General features: G+C 57.6%; 15 protein-coding genes. 4 read left to right on the forward strand and 11 right to left on the reverse strand.

The window, feature by feature from the left end; all coding sequences use genetic code 11:
• Positions 1-25: 25 nt before the first annotated feature.
• Positions 26-544, reverse strand: a complete 519-nt coding sequence (gene ilvN / locus BMZ01_RS05355) for an acetolactate synthase small subunit (RefSeq protein ID WP_092285216.1) — start codon at positions 542-544, stop codon at positions 26-28.
• The gene (locus BMZ01_RS05360; RefSeq protein ID WP_092285218.1) at positions 544-2,406 is read right to left on the reverse strand and encodes an acetolactate synthase large subunit; all 1,863 of its coding nucleotides are present in this window, start codon (positions 2,404-2,406) and stop codon (positions 544-546) included. Before BMZ01_RS05360 ends, ilvN begins: the two co-directional genes overlap by 1 nt.
• Before the next feature lie 365 nt (positions 2,407-2,771).
• On the opposite strand from BMZ01_RS05360, the gene BMZ01_RS05365 reads away from it, so the two are divergent.
• Genes BMZ01_RS05365 through BMZ01_RS05375 form a run of 3 tightly spaced genes read left to right on the forward strand, consistent with a single transcriptional unit; the run spans position 2,772 to position 6,328 of the window.
• The gene (locus BMZ01_RS05365; RefSeq protein ID WP_092285395.1) at positions 2,772-4,328 is read left to right on the forward strand and encodes a mechanosensitive ion channel family protein; all 1,557 of its coding nucleotides are present in this window, start codon (positions 2,772-2,774) and stop codon (positions 4,326-4,328) included.
• A gap of 10 nt (positions 4,329-4,338) precedes the next feature.
• Positions 4,339-5,001 (forward strand): PH domain-containing protein, encoded by a 663-nt coding sequence (locus BMZ01_RS05370; protein WP_223845819.1) that lies wholly within the window; start codon positions 4,339-4,341, stop codon positions 4,999-5,001.
• A 28-nt stretch (positions 5,002-5,029) separates the two neighbouring features.
• Entirely contained in the window at positions 5,030-6,328 is a 1,299-nt protein-coding gene (locus tag BMZ01_RS05375; RefSeq protein ID WP_223845820.1) for a glycosyltransferase family 87 protein, read from the forward strand.
• Between the two features lie 146 nt (positions 6,329-6,474).
• Here the strand turns inward: BMZ01_RS05375 and BMZ01_RS05380 are convergent, their stop codons facing one another.
• The 3 genes from BMZ01_RS05380 to BMZ01_RS05390 all read right to left on the reverse strand — a co-directional run bounded on the left by BMZ01_RS05380 (position 6,475) and on the right by BMZ01_RS05390 (position 9,446).
• Positions 6,475-7,503, reverse strand: coding sequence for a DoxX family protein (locus tag BMZ01_RS05380; RefSeq protein WP_092285222.1), 1,029 nt, complete (start codon positions 7,501-7,503; stop codon positions 6,475-6,477).
• 132 nt (positions 7,504-7,635) lie between these two features.
• On the reverse strand, positions 7,636-8,514 hold the full coding sequence (locus BMZ01_RS11530; protein WP_395890505.1) for an HNH endonuclease family protein: 879 nt from the start codon (positions 8,512-8,514) through the stop codon (positions 7,636-7,638).
• Between the two features lie 47 nt (positions 8,515-8,561).
• Positions 8,562-9,446, reverse strand: a complete 885-nt coding sequence (locus tag BMZ01_RS05390) for a LysR family transcriptional regulator ArgP (RefSeq protein WP_092285224.1) — start codon at positions 9,444-9,446, stop codon at positions 8,562-8,564.
• A 70-nt stretch (positions 9,447-9,516) separates the two neighbouring features.
• Here BMZ01_RS05390 and BMZ01_RS05395 point away from each other — a divergent pair, with 70 nt between their 5' ends.
• On the forward strand, positions 9,517-10,260 hold the full coding sequence (locus BMZ01_RS05395; protein WP_092285226.1) for a LysE/ArgO family amino acid transporter: 744 nt from the start codon (positions 9,517-9,519) through the stop codon (positions 10,258-10,260).
• Positions 10,261-10,268: 8 nt separating this feature from the next.
• On the opposite strand, the gene mgrA is transcribed toward BMZ01_RS05395, so the two are convergent.
• The 6 genes from mgrA to BMZ01_RS05425 all read right to left on the reverse strand — a co-directional run bounded on the left by mgrA (position 10,269) and on the right by BMZ01_RS05425 (position 18,539).
• Positions 10,269-11,354 (reverse strand): L-glyceraldehyde 3-phosphate reductase, encoded by a 1,086-nt coding sequence (gene mgrA / locus BMZ01_RS05400; RefSeq protein WP_177180073.1) that lies wholly within the window; start codon positions 11,352-11,354, stop codon positions 10,269-10,271.
• Between the two features lie 140 nt (positions 11,355-11,494).
• Entirely contained in the window at positions 11,495-12,742 is a 1,248-nt protein-coding gene (locus BMZ01_RS05405; RefSeq protein ID WP_092285230.1) for a YkvI family membrane protein, read from the reverse strand.
• 256 nt (positions 12,743-12,998) lie between these two features.
• Positions 12,999-14,333: a YkvI family membrane protein gene (locus tag BMZ01_RS05410; RefSeq protein ID WP_223845821.1), complete on the reverse strand. Its 1,335-nt coding sequence runs from the start codon at positions 14,331-14,333 to the stop codon at positions 12,999-13,001.
• A 193-nt stretch (positions 14,334-14,526) separates the two neighbouring features.
• Positions 14,527-16,032 (reverse strand): Asp-tRNA(Asn)/Glu-tRNA(Gln) amidotransferase subunit GatB, encoded by a 1,506-nt coding sequence (gene gatB / locus BMZ01_RS05415; protein ID WP_092285232.1) that lies wholly within the window; start codon positions 16,030-16,032, stop codon positions 14,527-14,529.
• A gap of 66 nt (positions 16,033-16,098) precedes the next feature.
• Complete coding sequence (locus BMZ01_RS05420; protein ID WP_092285401.1) at positions 16,099-17,055, reverse strand: bile acid:sodium symporter family protein; 957 nt, start codon at positions 17,053-17,055, stop codon at positions 16,099-16,101.
• A gap of 263 nt (positions 17,056-17,318) precedes the next feature.
• A complete protein-coding gene (locus BMZ01_RS05425; protein WP_092285237.1) occupies positions 17,319-18,539 on the reverse strand; it encodes an aromatic amino acid transport family protein in 1,221 nt (406 codons plus the stop codon).
• Position 18,540 lies beyond the last annotated feature (1 nt).

Genomic DNA, 18,540 nt, shown 5'->3' on the forward strand with positions numbered 1-18,540 from the left:
CTTGTGGGGGTTGGGGCGCCCGGGCTTAGTTGCGGGCGGGAACCAGGTTCTTCGGACCGCGGTTCATAGCAATCAGCCCAGATTGCATCATTTCGCGGATACCGAAGGGCTCCAGCACCTCCAGGAGGGCACGCAGCTTGGCCGGCTGCCCCGTGGCCTCAATGACCACCGATTCCGGCGCGACATCCACCACGCGGGCGCGGAAGATTTTCGCGGCATCCACCACCTGCGGGCGGTTGGCGTTATCGGCCTTGACCTTCACCAACATGATCGCGCGGGAGATGGAGGTGTCATCATCGAGGCGCACCACCTTGAGCACCGGGATGAGCTTATTGAGCTGCTTGGTGATCTGTTCGATGCGGACTTCATCCGCGTCAACGACCAAGGTGATGCGGTTGACACCTTCGGTCTCGGTTTTTGCCGACACGATGGACACCAGCGAGAAACCACGGCGGGTGAACATTGCGGAGACACGGGAGATGATGCCGTCGGCGTCCTGCACCAGGACGCTCAGGGTATTGCGAGTAACAGTCGTGTCAGCCATTAGTTCTCCTTGAGCGCGTCGATGGTTTCATCGATCTCGGCGGGCGGTTCGGCGGCGGATTCTTCATCGAAGAAGGGGCGCAGGCCAAGGGCATATTGGATATCAGAGTTGGAGTTACCGGCAGCCACCATCGGCCAGACCTGGGCGTCTTCGCCGACAATGAAGTCCAGCACCACCGGGCGGTCATTGATCTCACGGGCTTTTTGGATGGCCGGCAGGACTTCTTCCTTCTTTGTCACGCGGATAGCCACGCAACCAAGGGATTCCGATAGGGCAACAAAATCAGGCAGGTATTGGCCCTTATCGCGCAGCTTGGTGTGCGAGTACTTGCGTTCATAGAAGAGGGTTTGCCATTGGCGCACCATGCCCAGGTTGCCGTTATTGAGCAGGCAGACCTTAAAGGGGAAGCCTTCGATTGCGGCGGTGACCAGTTCTTGGTTGGTCATTTGGAAGCAACCATCACCATCAACGGCCCACACCTCGCGTTCGGGGGCACCGGCTTTAGCGCCCATGGCCGCGGGGATGGCATAGCCCATGGTTCCCAGGCCACCGGAGTTGAGCCAGGTACGGGGGCTTTCGAAGTCAATGAACTGTGCGGCCCACATTTGGTGTTGGCCGACGCCAGCGCAATAAATGGCTTCAGGCCCGACTTCCTTGGAGAGAACCTCCAGGACATATTGCGGGGAGAGCGAACCATCTTCTTGTTCGTCATAGCCGCGCGGGAAGCGATCTTTAAGACCATCGAGGTACTTCAACCATTCCGCGGTATCCGGGGTGTCCACCCGATCAGTTGCCTGGTAATGCGCCAGAAGTGCTTGGAGCACCTCGCGGGCATCACCGACGATGGGCACATCCACTGCGCGGATCTTGCCGATCTCAGCTGGGTCCACATCAGCATGGATCACCTTGGCGCCAGGGGCGAAGGAATCCACATCACCGGTAACGCGGTCATCGAAGCGTGCACCAATGGCGATCAGCAGGTCAGAACGCTGCATGGCGCCGACGGCGGGGACGGTGCCGTGCATACCGGGCATACCCATGTGCAGTGGGTGCGAATCCGGGAAGGAGCCGAGTGCCATCAAGGTGGTGACGACCGGGATCTTGGTGTACTCAGCGAAAGCCTTGAGCTGGGCAGAAGCTTCGGCTTTAATGACGCCGCCACCGATATAGAGCACCGGGCGCTTGGATTCACCAATGAGCTTGACCGCTTGAGCGATCTGGCGGGCATGCGGGGAGGTAACCGGCTTGTAGCCAGGCAGATCAATCCGCGGTGGCCATAGGAAATCCATGGTGGCGTTTTGGACATCCTTGGGGATATCCACCAACACCGGGCCGGGGCGACCAGTGGCGGCCAGGTGGAAGGCCTCCGCGATCGCACGCGGAATCTCATTGGGGTTAGTCACCATGAAGTTGTGCTTGGTGATCGGCAGCGTCACACCACGGATATCGGCTTCTTGGAAAGCATCCGTACCCAAGAGGTTCTGGCCGACCTGGCCGGTAATGGCAACCACCGGAACGGAATCCAGGTGGGCATCAGCAAGGGGGGTGACCAGGTTGGTCGCGCCGGGGCCGGAGGTGGCGATGCACACGCCGACGCGGCCAGAGACCTGGGCGTAACCGGTTGCGGCATGGCCTGCACCTTGTTCGTGGCGAACCAGTACGTGCCGGACCTTCTCCGAACCGTGCAGCGCATCATAAAGCGGCAATACGGCGCCGCCGGGAAGACCGAAAACAAGATCGGTACCGAGTTCCTCCAAGGAACGCACAATGGCTTCGGCACCGGTAATGCGTTCGGGCTTGGGGACGGAGGGGCGACGCGCGCCAGGGCGCGGTCGCTGATCTGTGGACGCTGCCTCGTTCACGACTGGGGTGCTCCTTCAAAAAGGTGGACTATGGGGGATATGTACTTTTCCTTCGCTCCCATATGGGTGGTGGGAGTGCGTGCGTCCTTCAAGGGGTGTTGAAGTCCGAGATCATCATTCCTTGTACATGGGATGTTAGCCCTAACAATGAGAAAGCCCCCGAGCAGCCACGTGTTTCGTGGTGTCGAGGGCGCTTGCTGTGTACGACTATTCGTCCGTCACGGCAGGCGCCGGCACGGTACGAGAATAAGTCGAGTGATGATCATGGCCATGATTCTAAAGGGCGGAAAGATAAATCACAATTCGGGTTGAAGGTGGGCTATCTGTACCCCTACGACGGCGGTGGCGGGGCTACCATCGCTGTCATGCCGAACTCCTACATTGCGAACCTGCTGTGGAACTGGGCCGCCCACACTGGGTTACCTCTCGCTTTAGTGGTTGTTGCTGCGTTTTTAGTGCCCCGGGTGGGGCGCTTTATTATCCGCATTGTTGACCACTCCATTGCCTCCCGAGATGACCACGATGAGGGCAAAACCCGGCGCGCCTTCGCGGGGGTAGCTGTCTATCTAGGACAGCTGCTGGCCTACTTCCTCTTGTTGGTGGCACTGCTGAAAATCCTGGGCTTCTCTTTGGTGGGTGCAGCGATCCCCGCCACGGTTGCTTCGGCTGCTATTGGTTTAGGTGCTCAAAGCATCATCGCGGACTTCTTAGCTGGGTTCTTCATCCTCACCGAGAAGCAATTCGGTGTGGGCGATTGGGTGCGCTTTGAGGGCAATGGCATTCAGGTGGAAGGCACCGTCATCCAAATCACCATGCGGGCAACGCGGATCCGCACCTTGGCAGAAGAAACGGTGATTATTCCGAACTCCACTGCGCGGGTGTGCATCAACTCCTCTAACTATTGGTCTTGCGCGGTAGTGGTGATTCCGGTGCCGCTATTGGGGTCTGATTCTCCGCAGGAAGCAATTGAGCGTTCCCGGCGCGCTGCCCAAGGTGCTTTGGAGCGTAGCGATATTCAGCCGATGATCCGTGGGGATTTAGAGGTACAACCAGCGGTGAGCATTACTCCCCCGACCACGGTGGGGATGCCCTGGATGATGGATATGCGGCTATTGGTTCAGGTGAATGCGGGTTCGCAGTGGGCGGTAGAGCGTGCGATTCGTACCGCGATTGTCTCGGAATTCTGGGATGAGTATGGTTCCGCCACCACCATGACTGGGCATGTTCAGCGCGATCTGAAAGCGCATATTCCGGGGATGGATGTTCCTGAACCAGCCCCAGGTGAGCATTATCATTCGCCGCGCGCCGGGGCGGCGGAAGTTCATGAGATTCAGGATCCCGCTAGCACCGATAACCTCAACGGGCCACAACCCAAACTGAGCCGCATGGCGCGAACAGAAGAAGAAGTTGATGAGGCTGCGGGGATGAGTGGGCTTTTTAGGACCGAGCACTATAAGGGGGCGACGCGCCAAATCCTCTCCTTGGGTGGGAAGATCCGGCCCTCTACTGGTTTCTTGCTCTTCTTATTGGGGTTGCTCATTGTGTTGCGCGGGATGACGCTTCAAACCGGGGAGAACTGGGATGGCCCGGATGGTTGGTTGGCTCCCCCACGGTCTTCTACGTCCTCCACCTCAACTCCGGCACCTAGCTCGCCCTCGGCGCCGGTGTCTCCTAGTGTGAGCTCGCCGGTGCCGACTACTGGCACGCAGCAGCCTCAGGAAACTCCTCGGGATGGGGTGCGGGAGACACCTCGGGAAAGTGCCGAGGCGGGCACGCGGCCGAATCCTGAGGAAACGCCGCGGGATACGGCTACCTCAACGCCAGGGAATGCCCCGGATGAGCGTGGCTCGGAGAGCTCTACCGCTCGGGTCTCCCCCACTGAGAGATCATCGGAAGTAAGTACCACAACACCTGTGCGTTAGCATGGTCCCCATGGCTGATTCTGTCACTGGTTCTGAAACCAAGGTTTTCCGCCCCGAACGCACCCATATTTTCGCCGCGGTGCTTATTACCCTCATCAGCTTATTGGGTATCGGGGCGGAGCCTCTCAAACTCGGGTGGTTACTACTTTTCCCGCTGGGGTATATCTATTGGACGCTGCGCGCCCGCACCGAGGTGTCCCCCACTAAAGGAATCAGCGCGAAGTATGGTTTCCGCGGCAACCAGTCTGTCACCTGGGAGGATTTCCAGGGCATTGGGTTTAAAGGTGGCAGCACCTTTGCGCAACGCCGCGATGGCAGCACCTTCAATCTTCCGGCCGTGTCCTTCAATTCCTTACCGGAGCTTTCGGTTGCCTCCCAAGGCCGCATCCAGGATGCGTTGAGCGAAGGCCGTGCCGCAGCGGATGAGAAGATCGTGGTCACTTATAAGGATGGCCGCCAGGTGCTGATGACCCGCGAGGAGTATGCGGCAACGCACCCGGATGAAGCCATCCCCGGGGAGGCGCAGGCAGAGCCTAAGGCAGAGCGTCAGGCAGAGGCGCAGGCGGAGCCTAAGGCAGAGCGTCAGGCAGAGGCCGCGGCACAGCCCGTAGCAAAGCCCGCGGCGCAGCCAAACCCCCAAGAAGAGCGCAAACCAGAATCCCAGGTGGACTAGCTAGAAAGGACCTTCTACCCTTAGTCCGGTGATAAAGAGCAGCCCGACTTCTTCTCCCCGCAGTGCATCTTCTTTTGATGGCTACCGCCTCGCTGATCTTTTGAATATCCTCACGGTGCTTGGCCTGCTCGCCGGCGCCGCTGCGATTTTCAAACAAACCCGCATCACCGATTTCCCGGTTGATATGGCGGTCTACCGCGAAGGTGTTCGCGCCTTCCTTGCAGGCGAGCCGGTCTACTCCGTGCCCATGAATGTGGGCGATCTGGAGCTGCCTTTTATTTACCCACCTTTCGGGGCGCTCATCATGTCGCCACTGGTGCTCATCCCCGGCATCAATGATGACCTAGCCGGCAATATTATGATCCGGCTGTCCGGGGTTTTGCTTCTCGGCTGCCTCTATTTCACCGCCCGAGCAGTATTCTCCCGCCGCTATGGCCTGGTGTTGGCGGCCGTGTGCTGGCCCTTGGTGCTCATGATGGAGCCGGTGTGGCTCAACGCCGGTTTCGCCCAAATCAATATTGTGATTATGTCCCTGGTGGTTTTCGACCTCGTACCCAGGCGCCGCTGGCTTCCCCAAGGCTCACTTATCGGTATTGCCGCCGCCATCAAGCTCACGCCCTTAGCGATGCTGCTTTTCTTCCTGCTCCGCAAGGACTTCCGCGCCATTATCACCGCAGGAGTATCCGCGCTACTTATGACCGCGGTGGCAGCCCTGGTGCGTTTCGATGCCACCAAGGAATATTTCTCTACCGTCATCTTCGGTCTTGGTACTAAAGCTGACTTCGGAGTGGATACCGCTTATACCTCGAATTCTTCACTCAAGGGCATGCTCATGCGCTGGCACCTTTCTGAAGATGCCATGCTGCATTCCAGCTGGCTAGCCCCGGTGTGGCTGATCCTGGTTATCGGCACCATTATCGGTGGTGCGCTGATTATGTGGGCATTATTAAAACGCGGCCTGGAAGTCGAATCCTGGCTGGTCAACGCCGTAGTGATGTTGCTGATTTCCCCGGTGTCTTGGTCGCATCACTGGGTGTGGTTGGCGCTGGTGCTGCCGGTCGCCGCAGCATGGGCAGCGCATCTAAAGAACTGGGCGATGCTCGGCGTTGTCGCGCTTTGGGCCTGCTGGGTACTCAGGGAACCGCCCAAGTGGTGGTACGGGGATGGCAATAGTGGCTACTTCCTGAATTTCTGGCAGAAGATCCTGGTCAGTGATTTCACCTGGCTAGCCCTCGCCCTCTTACTCACTATTGCGTGGACTCTGTGGAGCTCCCGCGGCGAAGGCTCCCGCAGGCAACACAACCCACACGCCGCAAGCAACGCCTAAGGCGCAAGCGCCACCCAATACGAGCAATAGAAAAAGCACCCCGCGAAAGCGCGAGGTGCTTCAAGGCTCTCGAGCCCCAAAAGGCCCAAGCCCCAAAAGGCCCAAGCCCCAAATGGCACTCAGGCGCCGAAAGGCTCTCAGCCTACTTAGCGCAGCGGGTTGACACCTGCGCCGAACCACCACAGTGCCACGCCACCGGCGATCGCCAGGACCACGAAGATCCAGGAGCTAGCCAAGGGGCGACGTGCCCAGGAGCGGTTGAGGTCGAAGGAGTAAAGACCCGGGCCGGTGAACTGCAGAACCAGGGAAATCACCAGCAGCATAATCGGCAGGGTCACGGTCTCCGGCCAGGCGAAGACATTAAAGCCAACTCCACTTTGAGTCAGCGCATGCAGCGCCATAAAGGACGTGACAATAGTCGCGACCGCCGCAAACAGCGGAGTAATCAGGCCGAAGATCAAGAACACACCAGCAGCCAATTGCATGCTCGGCACCGCAATGGAAAGCAGCGATGCCTGGTTATAGCTGGCGAATTCCGCTTCCAGCCCGCTAAGCCCGGAATTACCGCCGAGGCGGAAGAAGGTACCCAGCGCAGTGATCACCAGGTAAGCCCCGAGCAAAAGACGCAGGATCAGAATGCCCCAGTCCATGGTGCCGCGGCGAGGATCTAAAGCAACGGCAGCTTCCTCTTCTTCTTGGTCGGTGAGGTAACCATTTTCCGGATAACCCGGCGCAGGCGTGGCCACAGGGGCTGCCGGCGGGGCAATCACTTCCGGTTGAGCCGGGCGCGGTGCCGCGGGCTGCGCAAAATCTTGGTCCCGATAAGGCTCCGCCGCAGGTGCCGCAGGTGCAGCCGGAGGAGGCGTACTCGGCCGATCAAAAGCGGTGGTCGGAGCGTCAGAACGCAAAGGAGCGTCAGAACGCAAAGGAGCATCCGAGTGCACAGGCGCATCCGACTGCAGCGGTGCTTCAGTGCGGTCTAGGGAGACCGTCTCCGCATCCGCACGCGGGGGAATGGACTGCGGCGCAGCACGACCAGTCCGCGAGTAAATATCGTCCCCGGAGCTAACTTTGTTTTCCGGGGCCGCACCATCACCGCGGTAGGTGGGCACATCCAGGTCATCGAAATCATTGGCGCCCGCGCGATCGGGCACCTGATTATTGTTATTCGTCATGCCTGCCACAATAGGCGAGGCTAAGCCCGAACATCGGTAGCCGCCGCGGCGTGTGTACGAAAAGATGGGAACTTGTTAGCCGCTTGTTATCCCCTCATTTCCGGAATACAGCCTGCGCATATGCAAATTTCTTTAAGAAACTGACTGCCCACAACCACTCAGCACCCGATCAATCGCCTCATATTCCGCCTGCGTCACCCACAACCGATACGCCGCTTTTACCTCCACTTGTCGACTCACATACTCGCAGCGAAAACCCTTCGCCGGCGGCAACCATGTCGCCGCATCCCCAGCCCCTTTTTGCTGGTTCAAGCGCCCATCCACCGCCAGCAAATTCCGCGGATCATTCGCAAAATTCCGGCGCGCTTGCTCACTTAATTGCTGTGCCCCCTTCACCCACGCATCCGCCAGCGGCACCACATGATCGATCTGCACTTTCGCACTTTCCGACCCACGTTCAAACTCAATAATCTCACCGGAATATGGGTCCTCCAGGGTGCCCGTGAGCACCACGCAATCTCGAGTTCGTGGTTTATAGGTCACATTCTTTAAATCGCGATTCAAAATGTCATTTCGAGTATCGCATCCGTTATGCCCAAATTCCACCTCCACATCATCGCTCCAACGCTGCCCAAATTTCGCCCGCTCATACCCAGTTTTCGGCGCGCGTCCCTTAATCTCCAAAGTGTTCAACAGCTCGCGGGCTGAACTCCCCTCAGGAAGCGGTACCGGCGCAGTCACCGTCCCGCTCACTTCCTCCGACTCGGACTCCCCTGCCACCGGCTCCCCAAGCGATCCCGCGGTAACCTCCACCGTGGTCGTCACCTGTTCAGTGCTGGTCACCGTCTCGGTATTGGTCACCACCACCGTTCGCGGCTCCCCACATGCCCCCAGCACAACAGCGCACACAGTCATCACAATCGCGAAGAAAACTTTGGGCAAAGCTTCTCGAGATCGGGTGCCTGGGGTTCTCATTTCAGCTTGGGCAAGCAAGTGGGTGGGCGTAAACATCACGGGGCACACCTTAACTAATCCGCTGGGTCACACCCTCTTCTTAATTAGTCTTTTTGTTCGAGAACCTGGTGTGCAGCATCCACCACTGCCCTGGTCAACCCCTCTAATAGTCGAGATTCCAAGCGCCAGCGCTGCCAATGCAACTCCACCGAAAGCACCTCATCATCAAGGCACACCAGCTCCCCGCTTTCCACCAAGGGGCAACACTGTAATTCCGGCACCAGCGCCCACCCCAACCCCGCGCAACAAGCTTTGACAAAAGCCTCTGAGCTGGGAATATTCGAGATCCTGCGCTGCCCCAAGGTGGCTGATTGTACACGCCCATGCAGGTCTTCATCCTGCAGCGCATCCCTTGGACCGAAACGAAGCGCCGGCATCGCCGCCCAATCCAATTCGCCATTATCTAAACGAAAGGCATCGCGTAGTTCCGCGGTTCCTACGGCGCGATAATGCATCACACCTAAAGATAAGGAGTCACAGCCTGACACCGGCTGAGATTCCCGGGTCACCGCCCCCATCACATCACCTCTGCGCAAGAGGTTCAGGGTGTGCGCCTCATCTTCAATCCGCAACCTCAAAGTCGCTTCGCCGGCTTGGGCCACGCTCCTAAACACCGGGGAAAACCAGGTAGCCACAGAGTCCGCATTCACTGCAATGCTCAAGGGCACACGATCCAAGCGCTCCCGCAGCCGCGCATCCGTTTCCGCCTGCAACAGCGCCATCCTCCTGGCGGCCTGCACCAACACTTCGCCCGCTTCGGTAGCGGTTGGTGGCGCGGTCCGGTGAATAAGAATCCTCCCCACCTGTTTTTCTAACGCCTTAATGCGCTGACTCACCGCCGAAGGGGTGATCGCCAGCTGCGCAGCAGCGGCTTCAAAACTGCCTTCGTCGAGGATAGCGAGGAGGGTGCTCAACTGTGCCGGGTTCATGAAGCTATTCTAAGCCATCTCAAGAAAATATAAATGGACTTATTCGGGCGTTGCTTTGAGAATGAGAGCCATGAGCACTTCGTTTCCGATCGTCCTTGCCGGACTCGCACTGGGTTTCTCCCTGATTTTGGCTATTGGACCCCAGAATCTCCTGGTGCTAAAAACCGGTATCCGCAAAACCGGCATTACCGCAGTCATCATCACCTGCGTTATTTCCGAGATCTTGTTGTGTACCGCCGGTGCTCTCGGCGTGGGCGGCATCATTGCGCACCTACCCCAAGTAATGAACGCAATTCGTTATGCCGGGGTGGCCTACCTGCTCTGGTTCGCTTTCCTCTCCGCTCGCGACGCCATCTACCCCAAGGTCGCAGTCCAAGACATCGAAAACTCCGCGCCCACATCAGCGCCCACGGCAGCGTCTACAAACAGCGCACCCACCACACAAAACACCACCCACACCACCTCCACCGAACCCCTCCATTCCGGTAGCGCGGTGCTCACCAAAGAACGCGTCCGCGCCCAAAAAACCTGGGTCAAACCAGTCACCGCTGCCCTGCTTATGACCTGGCTCAATCCCGGCGCCTATGTGGATGCCTTGGTCATCATTGGTGGTATCGCCAACCAATATGTCGGCCCGGAGCGCTGGTATTTCATCGGCGGCTGCATTCTTGCCAGCCTCATCTGGTTCCCCGCCTTAGGCTATGGCGCCCGTGCGCTTGCCACTCCCCTATCCAGCCCCCAAGTCTGGCGCGGCATAAACGCCGGGGTTGCCTTAGTGCTGACAACCCTGGCGCTTAAATTGCTGACTATGTAGCCGCGGCTTTAGTCCTCGTCATCCTCACGGATCTTCGAGGCGGTGGCTTGCGCCCAAATATTAATGCCCGCATCGAAGGCCACATCATCAATGGCCTTGAGTTCCGCATCGCTGAACTCCAGGTTATTGATAGTGTCTAGGTTCTGGTCCAATTGCTCCACCGAGGAAGCACCCACCAGCGCCGAGGTCACAGTCTCCTCGCCATAATCACCTTGGGGACGCAAGATCCACGCCAAGGCCATCTGCGCGAGGGTTTGGCCACGCTCCTGGGCAATATCGTTAAGGCGGCGCACCATATCCAGGTTCTTATCGCTGAGCATGTCCTCATCAAAGGACTTATGTGCCGCCACGCGGGAGTCCTCCGGAATGCCATCCAAGTAGCGATCCGTTAGCAGGCCCTGTGCCAGCGGCGAGAAGGCAATCACGCCCAACCCGGTATCCGCGCAGGTCTCTAACAGCGAGTCACCGTCTTCACCGGGTTCTTCCACCCAGCGGTTCACAATGGAGTAGCTGGGCTGGTGGATCAGCAAGGGGCAGCCCTCATCGGCCATGAATTCCGCGGCTTCCGCGGTGAGCTCCGGACCATAGGAAGAAATGCCCACATATAGGGCCTTCCCGGAAGCCACAATATCGCGCAGCGCGTAGAGGGTTTCCTCCAGCGGCGTATCCGGGTCCGGGCGGTGGTGATAGAAAATGTCTACATAATCCACGCCCATGCGCTCGAGGGATTGATCCAAGGAGCTGACCAGGTACTTCCGCGAACCACCGAAGCCATAGGGGCCGGGCCACATATCCCATCCGGCCTTGGAGGAAATAATGAGTTCATCGCGGTGGTTCTTCAGGTCCGCTTTTAAAATGCGGCCGAAATTAGTTTCCGCGGAGCCATAGGGCGGGCCATAGTTATTGGCCAGGTCAAAGTGGGTTACTCCGCGGTCAAAGGCCCGGCGGATGATGGCCCGCTGTTGATCCAGCGGGCGGTCATCACCGAAGTTATGCCATAGGCCCAAAGAGATGACGGGAAGTTTCAAACCGGAATGTCCGACCGTGCGATACGGCATGGTCTCATAGCGGTCAGGCGCAGGTAAGTAGCTCATGTCTTCAAGTGTGCCTGTCTGATAGCCCATTTCGCCACTTTCACCCGAGCAGCCACCCAAGCACCTACCCGAGCAGCTCAACAAGCAGCCACCCGAGCACCTACCCGAGCAGCTCAACAAGCAGCCACCCGAGCACCTCTCTAGTGCGGCTCAGTACCATCCTCTAGGAGCTTGCCGATCTTGCCTTCCATGGTTTCGCGCAATTCATGGTCATCAATATTGGAATCGGCAATCTCCTTCGCCAAATCCCGGCGGTCGCGCCTGGTAAAGGGCTTCGCCGGATCCAGCTTCAAGGTCACCAAATCACGCACCCTAATCCGTCGTTCAGTTTCGGCCTTAATCAGCGCGCGATCCTTAATCCACGAGAGCACCATCAGCACACTTAAGGCCACGCCCACATACCCCAGAATCGGGTACACATAGGTCACCAAGGTGCGGAAACCGAAGAAACTAATAACGAAGCCGCTCAGCGTTAAGCCCACAAATACTTTGTAGAAACGCTCCGGATGATCGCTGGTAAAGCGGCGCCCCAGCGCGTAGAACATACCGATGGCGCTATTGAGAATCATCAGGTAAATCACCACGGCCATCGCAGTACCCATCCAGGGGTGCATCTTGCCTACCAGGGTCAACATCGGCAGGTCATCATGGCGCACGGTAGCTGCCTGAATAAAGAGTGCAATGGCGGAACACACCAGCAGCAGGCCGAAAATAAAGCCGCCGAGCAGTCCACCTAGCCCAGCGGTCCGCGGGTTGAGATGGTAGCCACCAATAACGATGGACATACTCACCGGCACCATCAAAGAGAAGCCCAAATAGTTCAGCGCCGCGATCCAGAAGTTCGGCAAAGTGGTGTGGATCTTTTCGGTTTCAGGCACCAAGGAATGCCAATCTGCCGGCATATTCATCACGGAATACACAAACGCCACCAGAATAAACACCACAATCAGCGGCGAGATTGCGCCAATAACATTGGAGACTTTATCCACATCCAGGCGCCCCAATACCAGCACAATCACCAGCAATACCACTGCCCCCACCCAGGTCGGCAGCCCAAATTGTTGCTTGAGGTTACTGCCCGCCCCGGCAAACATCACAAAACCGATGGAGAAAATGGTGAGCACCACGGCCGCATCAAAAAGTTTGGCCAGCGGTGTGGGCGCAATTTCATCAAGCACCGCGGTGTGCTCGTCTGCCTGGTGATAGCTGCCCAATTGCACCATCACTAACCCCACGAGGCACATTCCCAGCCCCGCGAAAATCGCGCCACCTAACCCCTTGACGCCAAAAGCAACAAAGAATTGGAGGATTTCTTGTCCCGAAGCAAAGCCCGCGCCGACACTTAGTCCGACGAAAGCCATCGCCACGGCGAGAACTCTCTTAATCATGGCGAAAACGCCATCCTTCCCAGTCAGTACGCTACAAGAAATCACTTTAGTCTTATCAATGGTGTGACACACCACTCGCCCCCACCCGCGCGCAGCTGCCCACAACTGTGCTAAAGCACACTTTCATAGCCTCAGAAAAACAACAATAACCCCAGCTCAACCACTATTCTCGGGAATTTTTACTTTCCCGAGATCGGGGCGCTCAAGCTGGGGTTATTCGCGGGGCTATACATTATGTGCGGGTGTACACACGCACTTAATTTTTTGCGGGGGAATGCGAATCACTGGCGTCGTCGATTGCCGGATCGGTCTTACCCTTCGGCGGCAAAATATTATCGGGGCGCTCATAATCCACTTCCGGATCAGCCTCCAGTTCCGCCGAAACTTCTTCCCCAATCATTTCCACGATATCGCGGTTCGGGGCATCCGCTGCTTCCGCTGCCTTGCGCAATTGCTGGGCATGCTTGCGGGTATAGCGGCGCTCCGGGTGCAGGCGGCGGTGCAAGAGCGCACCAATGCGTTCGCGGATCTTAGATTCGCGATTAATCCGCACGCGGGATTTCGCCCACCACGCCACCAGCACCATAACCATGAGGATGCCGATATAGCCGATGATGGGATAGACATAGGTCATCAGCGTGGAGAATCCAACGAAGCTCACGGCATAGCCAATCAAGCAGACTCCGATATATACGGGCGCGAAACGCTCCGGCTTGGAGGCCGTGAGTCGGCGACCCAAGGCATAGAACATGCCGATGCAGGTGTTATAGATCATCGCGAAGATAATCCAGACCATAATCTGCGCCAACCAGGGGTTAATGGAGTTGAAAAGCTCCAGCATGGGCACCGGTGCATCAAGCACCAGCGGGCCATTAAAGAAGAGCGAGAGCGCTGCCATCAACAACATGAGGGTATAGAGCAACCCACCCATCAACCCGCCGCGGCCAGCAGCCTTGGGGTCCGAGTGGCTACCACCAATCACCAGGCACATAGACACACCCAGCATGAGGGCTAGGCCGTTATAGTTCAGCGCAGAAAGCCACCAGGGGCTCACCGGCGAGGACTTTTCCGCCGCCATCTCCGACAGCCCAGCGGTGCTTTCCGGCAGGTGTAACATGGTCCATCCGAAAACAAAGACCACCGCAATAATGATCACCGGGGTGATCATGGAAATAATATTGCTGACCTTATCCACATCCAGGAAGCCGGTGGCAATCACCATCAAGGTCATAATCCCGGCACCAATAAAGCTCTTCAACCCGAATTGTTGTTCCAGGTTACTGCCGGCACCAGCAAGCATCACAAAGCCAACGGCGAATAGGGTGAGCACCACTGACCAGTCCAGAATCCTCGACACAATGGGATGCGAGACATTGCGGAACACGGTGTTATGTTCATCCGCAATGAAGTAGCTTCCAAGTTGGAGGATCACCGCCCCGGCCAGCGTCATCAGTACGCCGGAGAGCACCACACCCCAAATGCCGGTGAGGCCGAAGGAAATAAAGTACTGGATAACTTCCTGGCCGGTGGCAAAACCTGCACCAACCATAAGCCCCACAAAAGCGAGAGCAATTGAGATGGATCTCTTCACGAGCTCCGAACACTCCTTAGGTTTTTCTGCGTGTTAGCGTTAAAGAGCCTAGCAAACACACGGTGTACACATAAATAACTATGCATACATAGTGTTCAGTTGTGGTGCACCCTTACCCCCATTTGGAGATGCAAAAACCTCCCCACACCGAAACATCAGGGGTCGGCGAGGGGAGGTTATTGAGCTACGTGCTTTAGGCGAGCTTCTCAGCGATTAGCTTATTCACCTGAGCAGGATCAGCCTTACCGCGGGTTGCCTTCATCACGGCACCCACAATCGCACCGGTCACCTTGTGGTTACCAGCACGGTATTTCTCCACGATGTCCGGGTTAGCGGCCAAGGCTTCATCCACAGCCTTCTCAATGGCACCATCATCGCGCACCACTTCCAGGCCGCGGGCCTTAATAACCTCATCCACATCACCTTCGCCGGCAAGCACACCGTCGATGGCTTGGCGGGCGAGTTTGTTGGTGAGCTTGCCTTCATTAACCAAAGCCACCACGCGGGCAACCTGGGTGGGGCTCACGCCAACGCCTTCAAGTTCCACACCGGCCTGGTTTGCCTTCTGGGAAAGGTAGGACACCCACCATGCCCGGGCTTCATCCGGGGTGGTGCCTTCTTCCACGGTGGCAATAATCAGTTCCAGCGCACCGGCGTTCACCAGGTCGCGCATCTCGGCATCCGAAAGCTTCCATTCTTCTTGGATGCGGGCGCGGCGTACCCAGGGTAGTTCCGGCAGGGTTGCGCGGATTTCTTCAACCCATTCGCGCGGTGCGATCACCGGCGGCAGGTCGGGATCATTGAAGTAGCGATAATCTGCGGAGGTTTCCTTCGGCCGCCCCTTGGAGGTCGAACCATCAGTTTCCTGGTAGTGGCGGGTTTCCTGAACAATTTCCTCGCCATTTTCCAGGCAATAGGCTTGACGCTGCATTTCGAAGCGTACCGCCTGCTCCACGGATTTCAGGGAGTTAATATTCTTCGTCTCGGTGCGAGTGCCAAACTCGGTGGTGCCCACCGGGCGCAGCGAAAGGTTGGAGTCTACGCGCATCGAGCCTTGGTCCATGCGCGCATCGGACACGCCCAGCGCCTTCACCAGTTCACGCAAAGCGGTGACATAGGCACGGGCTACTTCCGGGGCGCGCTCCCCTGCCCCTTCAATGGGTTTGGTCACGATCTCAATAAGCGGAACACCAGCACGGTTGCAGTCCACCAGCGAAGCCGTAGCACCGGTAATGCGGCCATCGGCCCCACCGAGGTGCGTGAGCTTGCCGGTGTCTTCTTCCATATGGGCGCGTTCAATCTCAATGCGCCACGGGGTGCCATCATCAAGCACCACGTCGAGGTAGCCGTCATAGGCAATCGGCTCATCGTATTGGGAGATCTGGTAGTTCTTCGGCTGGTCCGGGTAGAAATAATTTTTGCGGGCAAAGCGCGAGGATTCCGCGATGCTGCAATTTAAAGCCAAGCCAATTTTGATGGCCCATTCCACGCCCTTGGCATTAACCACCGGCAGTGCGCCGGGCAGCCCGAGGGAGGTGGGGTCCACGTTGGTATTCGGGTCGGCACCGAAGTGCGCGGAGCTAGCCGAAAACATTTTGGTTTCGGTGGCTAATTCCACGTGAACTTCGAGCCCCATAACGGGGTCGTACTTTTCTAGGACCTCGTCGTAGTCCATGAGCTCATACATCGCAGCAGTCATGCGAGACAGTCTAGTTCCCTTCCCTTGAGCATGTGATGATCAGATGCGTTAAGCCACCAAGCAGGCTTATACCCTCGTGCGGTCTTGTGCATCGGCGCGGCGACACAGGGCAGCCAGGATCGCACCGGAGAGGTTATGCCAAACGGAAAATACCGCGGCCGGTAGTGCAGCCAGGGGCGACATGTATTGGGCCGCCAAGCTGGCAGCCAAACCGGAGTTTTGCATACCCACTTCCACCGACATGGTGCGGCGCACAGGTGCTTCATAGCCAAGCACCCGCCCACTAAGGTAGCCCAGCAGGTAGCCGCCGGCATTGTGCAGTACCACCGCAATGAAGACAATCAGCCCAGCTTTGGCGATGCTGTCTTTGGAGCCAGAAACCACAATCGCGACGATCGTGGCAATCGCCACCACCGAGATCCACGGCAACACCGGCAAGATGGCTTCCACTGCGCGCTTAAGCAGCACGCGCACCACCAAACCGGCCACCACGGGGATCAGCACCACCTTCACAATGGACCACGCCATCGCACCAGCGCTCACCGGCATGTACTGCCCCGCCAACCACAAGGTGAGAAGAGGGGTGAAGATGGGCGCCAAAAGCGTGGAGATGGAGGTCATCGTCACCGAGAGCGCCACATCACCGCGGGCCAGATAAGACACCACATTCGAGCTGGTACCACCGGGGGCACAACCCACCAGAATCACACCCGCAGCGATCTCACTGGGCAGTCCCATAATCTTGACTACCACCAGCGCGAGCAGCGGCATGATCACATATTGCGCGATCACGCCCACCAGCACCGGCAGTGGGCGCTTGGCCACCAGCGCAAAGTCCACGGGGCGCAGGGTTAAGCCCATGCCGAACATCACGATGCCCAGCAGCGTCGAAGTCCAGCCAGCAATGCTGTGGGTTTGTTCATTAAAGAAGTAGCCGATCAGACCACCAATAATCACCAATACCGGGAACCCAAGCGCGGCAATATACGCAGCACGTTCCTTCGCAGCATCTTCCTGGGTCATGCCTTGGTGTTGTGCATTGACTTTCGCCAGCTCAGCAGCTGGCGCATCCTGTTGATGATCTGGCATCTGGGATATCCCTTTTCCTTCGGTCTCATAAGGAGGTGGTGCGCGCTGAATACCAGCGCGCTTCGGTCAAGGGGTCCGCCACAAAGCTTTCCGCGCTAGCAAGATAGTTTCCTACGCGGAAATGACGAACCTTGAAAGAATGGCTTACTCCCTATTGCCCGAAAAATACATACCCCTACCTCGAAAGTAGGTAATCCTTATTGCCAGCCCGTGGGCACCACACCCAGGATCGACAAAATGGAATAGATAAATGCCACCCCATACACCAGGATGATCGTCGCCTGAATCACCACATTGCCCTGCCAGGTCACCCGCCATTGCGGTTCATGATCGCCCTGCTTGCGCGATACCCACAATAACGCCACCGGAATCACCGACATCACGGCCCCAGCAAAACCACCGGCATAACTTAAGGCAGAAACAAAACCACCTAAGCCGAGGAAGGCCACAATCAACGGCGGGGTAATCGTCGCCAGGGTCGCCACAATGCGGCCCGGCCCATGCTGCTCCCATTTACCAATGTCGAGGAAATTGCGCATGGCGGTAAACCCAATGGCAATAAAGGAGGTCAGCATGGCACACAGCGCAAAAATATTCGCCAGGTAATACGCCACCACACCTAGTTCTTCACCCCACGCGATGGTGACCACTTCGGTTACCTCGCGTCCAAGCAGCCCAAGGGCAGCAAAGGGCACTAATGCCAGGGTGAAGGCGGTAGCGATCATCCCGCCAATTACGGCTTTAGGTACCCCAGCGGGATTATGGTGCTGCATACCACGGGCAATTTCGGGCACCACATATTGCGCCAGGAAGGTAAATACCGCCAGATTCAAAATTGGCACAATGAAATAGGGGTGAAACACCAGCACATTACTGATCGAAATTCCTGGCCCAAAGAAAGTCCATCCGCACAAAATCGCAATAATCAACGCCATGCCGGTGGTGATGGCTCCTTCCACCAGCCCGGTGGCCTGCAGCCCGCGGTAAATCACAAAGGTTCCAATGGCATAGAAAATCAGCGTGCCGGCCACCGGCGGCAGCCCAAAAATATTATTGACCAGCTGTCCTGAACCCGCCGCATAAGCAATCAACGCCCCATAGGCATTAATCACAATGGCGGCGAACACCAGCCAACGCCCCCAATTGCCCAGATATTTCTCCGCCAGCCCGGACATTTGCAGCGGCTCTTTAGTCCGCATTGAAACTTCCGCGATATACAGCATCGAAATGGTCGTCAGCGTTCCCGCAATCAGCAGTGCCACCGCGAGCGCCAAAAATCCACCATTTCGCGCCGCATAAGGCAGGCTCAACACCCCGGCTCCAATATTCGTTCCAAAAATCAGAGCCACGCCCTGCCCGGTACTCAGCCGCGGCTCCAGCACGGGTTCCAGCAGCCGCCGTTCTAAGGTTTTGGTCATT

This window comes from Corynebacterium spheniscorum (assembly GCF_900113445.1).
Lineage (GTDB): Bacteria > Actinomycetota > Actinomycetes > Mycobacteriales > Mycobacteriaceae > Corynebacterium > Corynebacterium spheniscorum.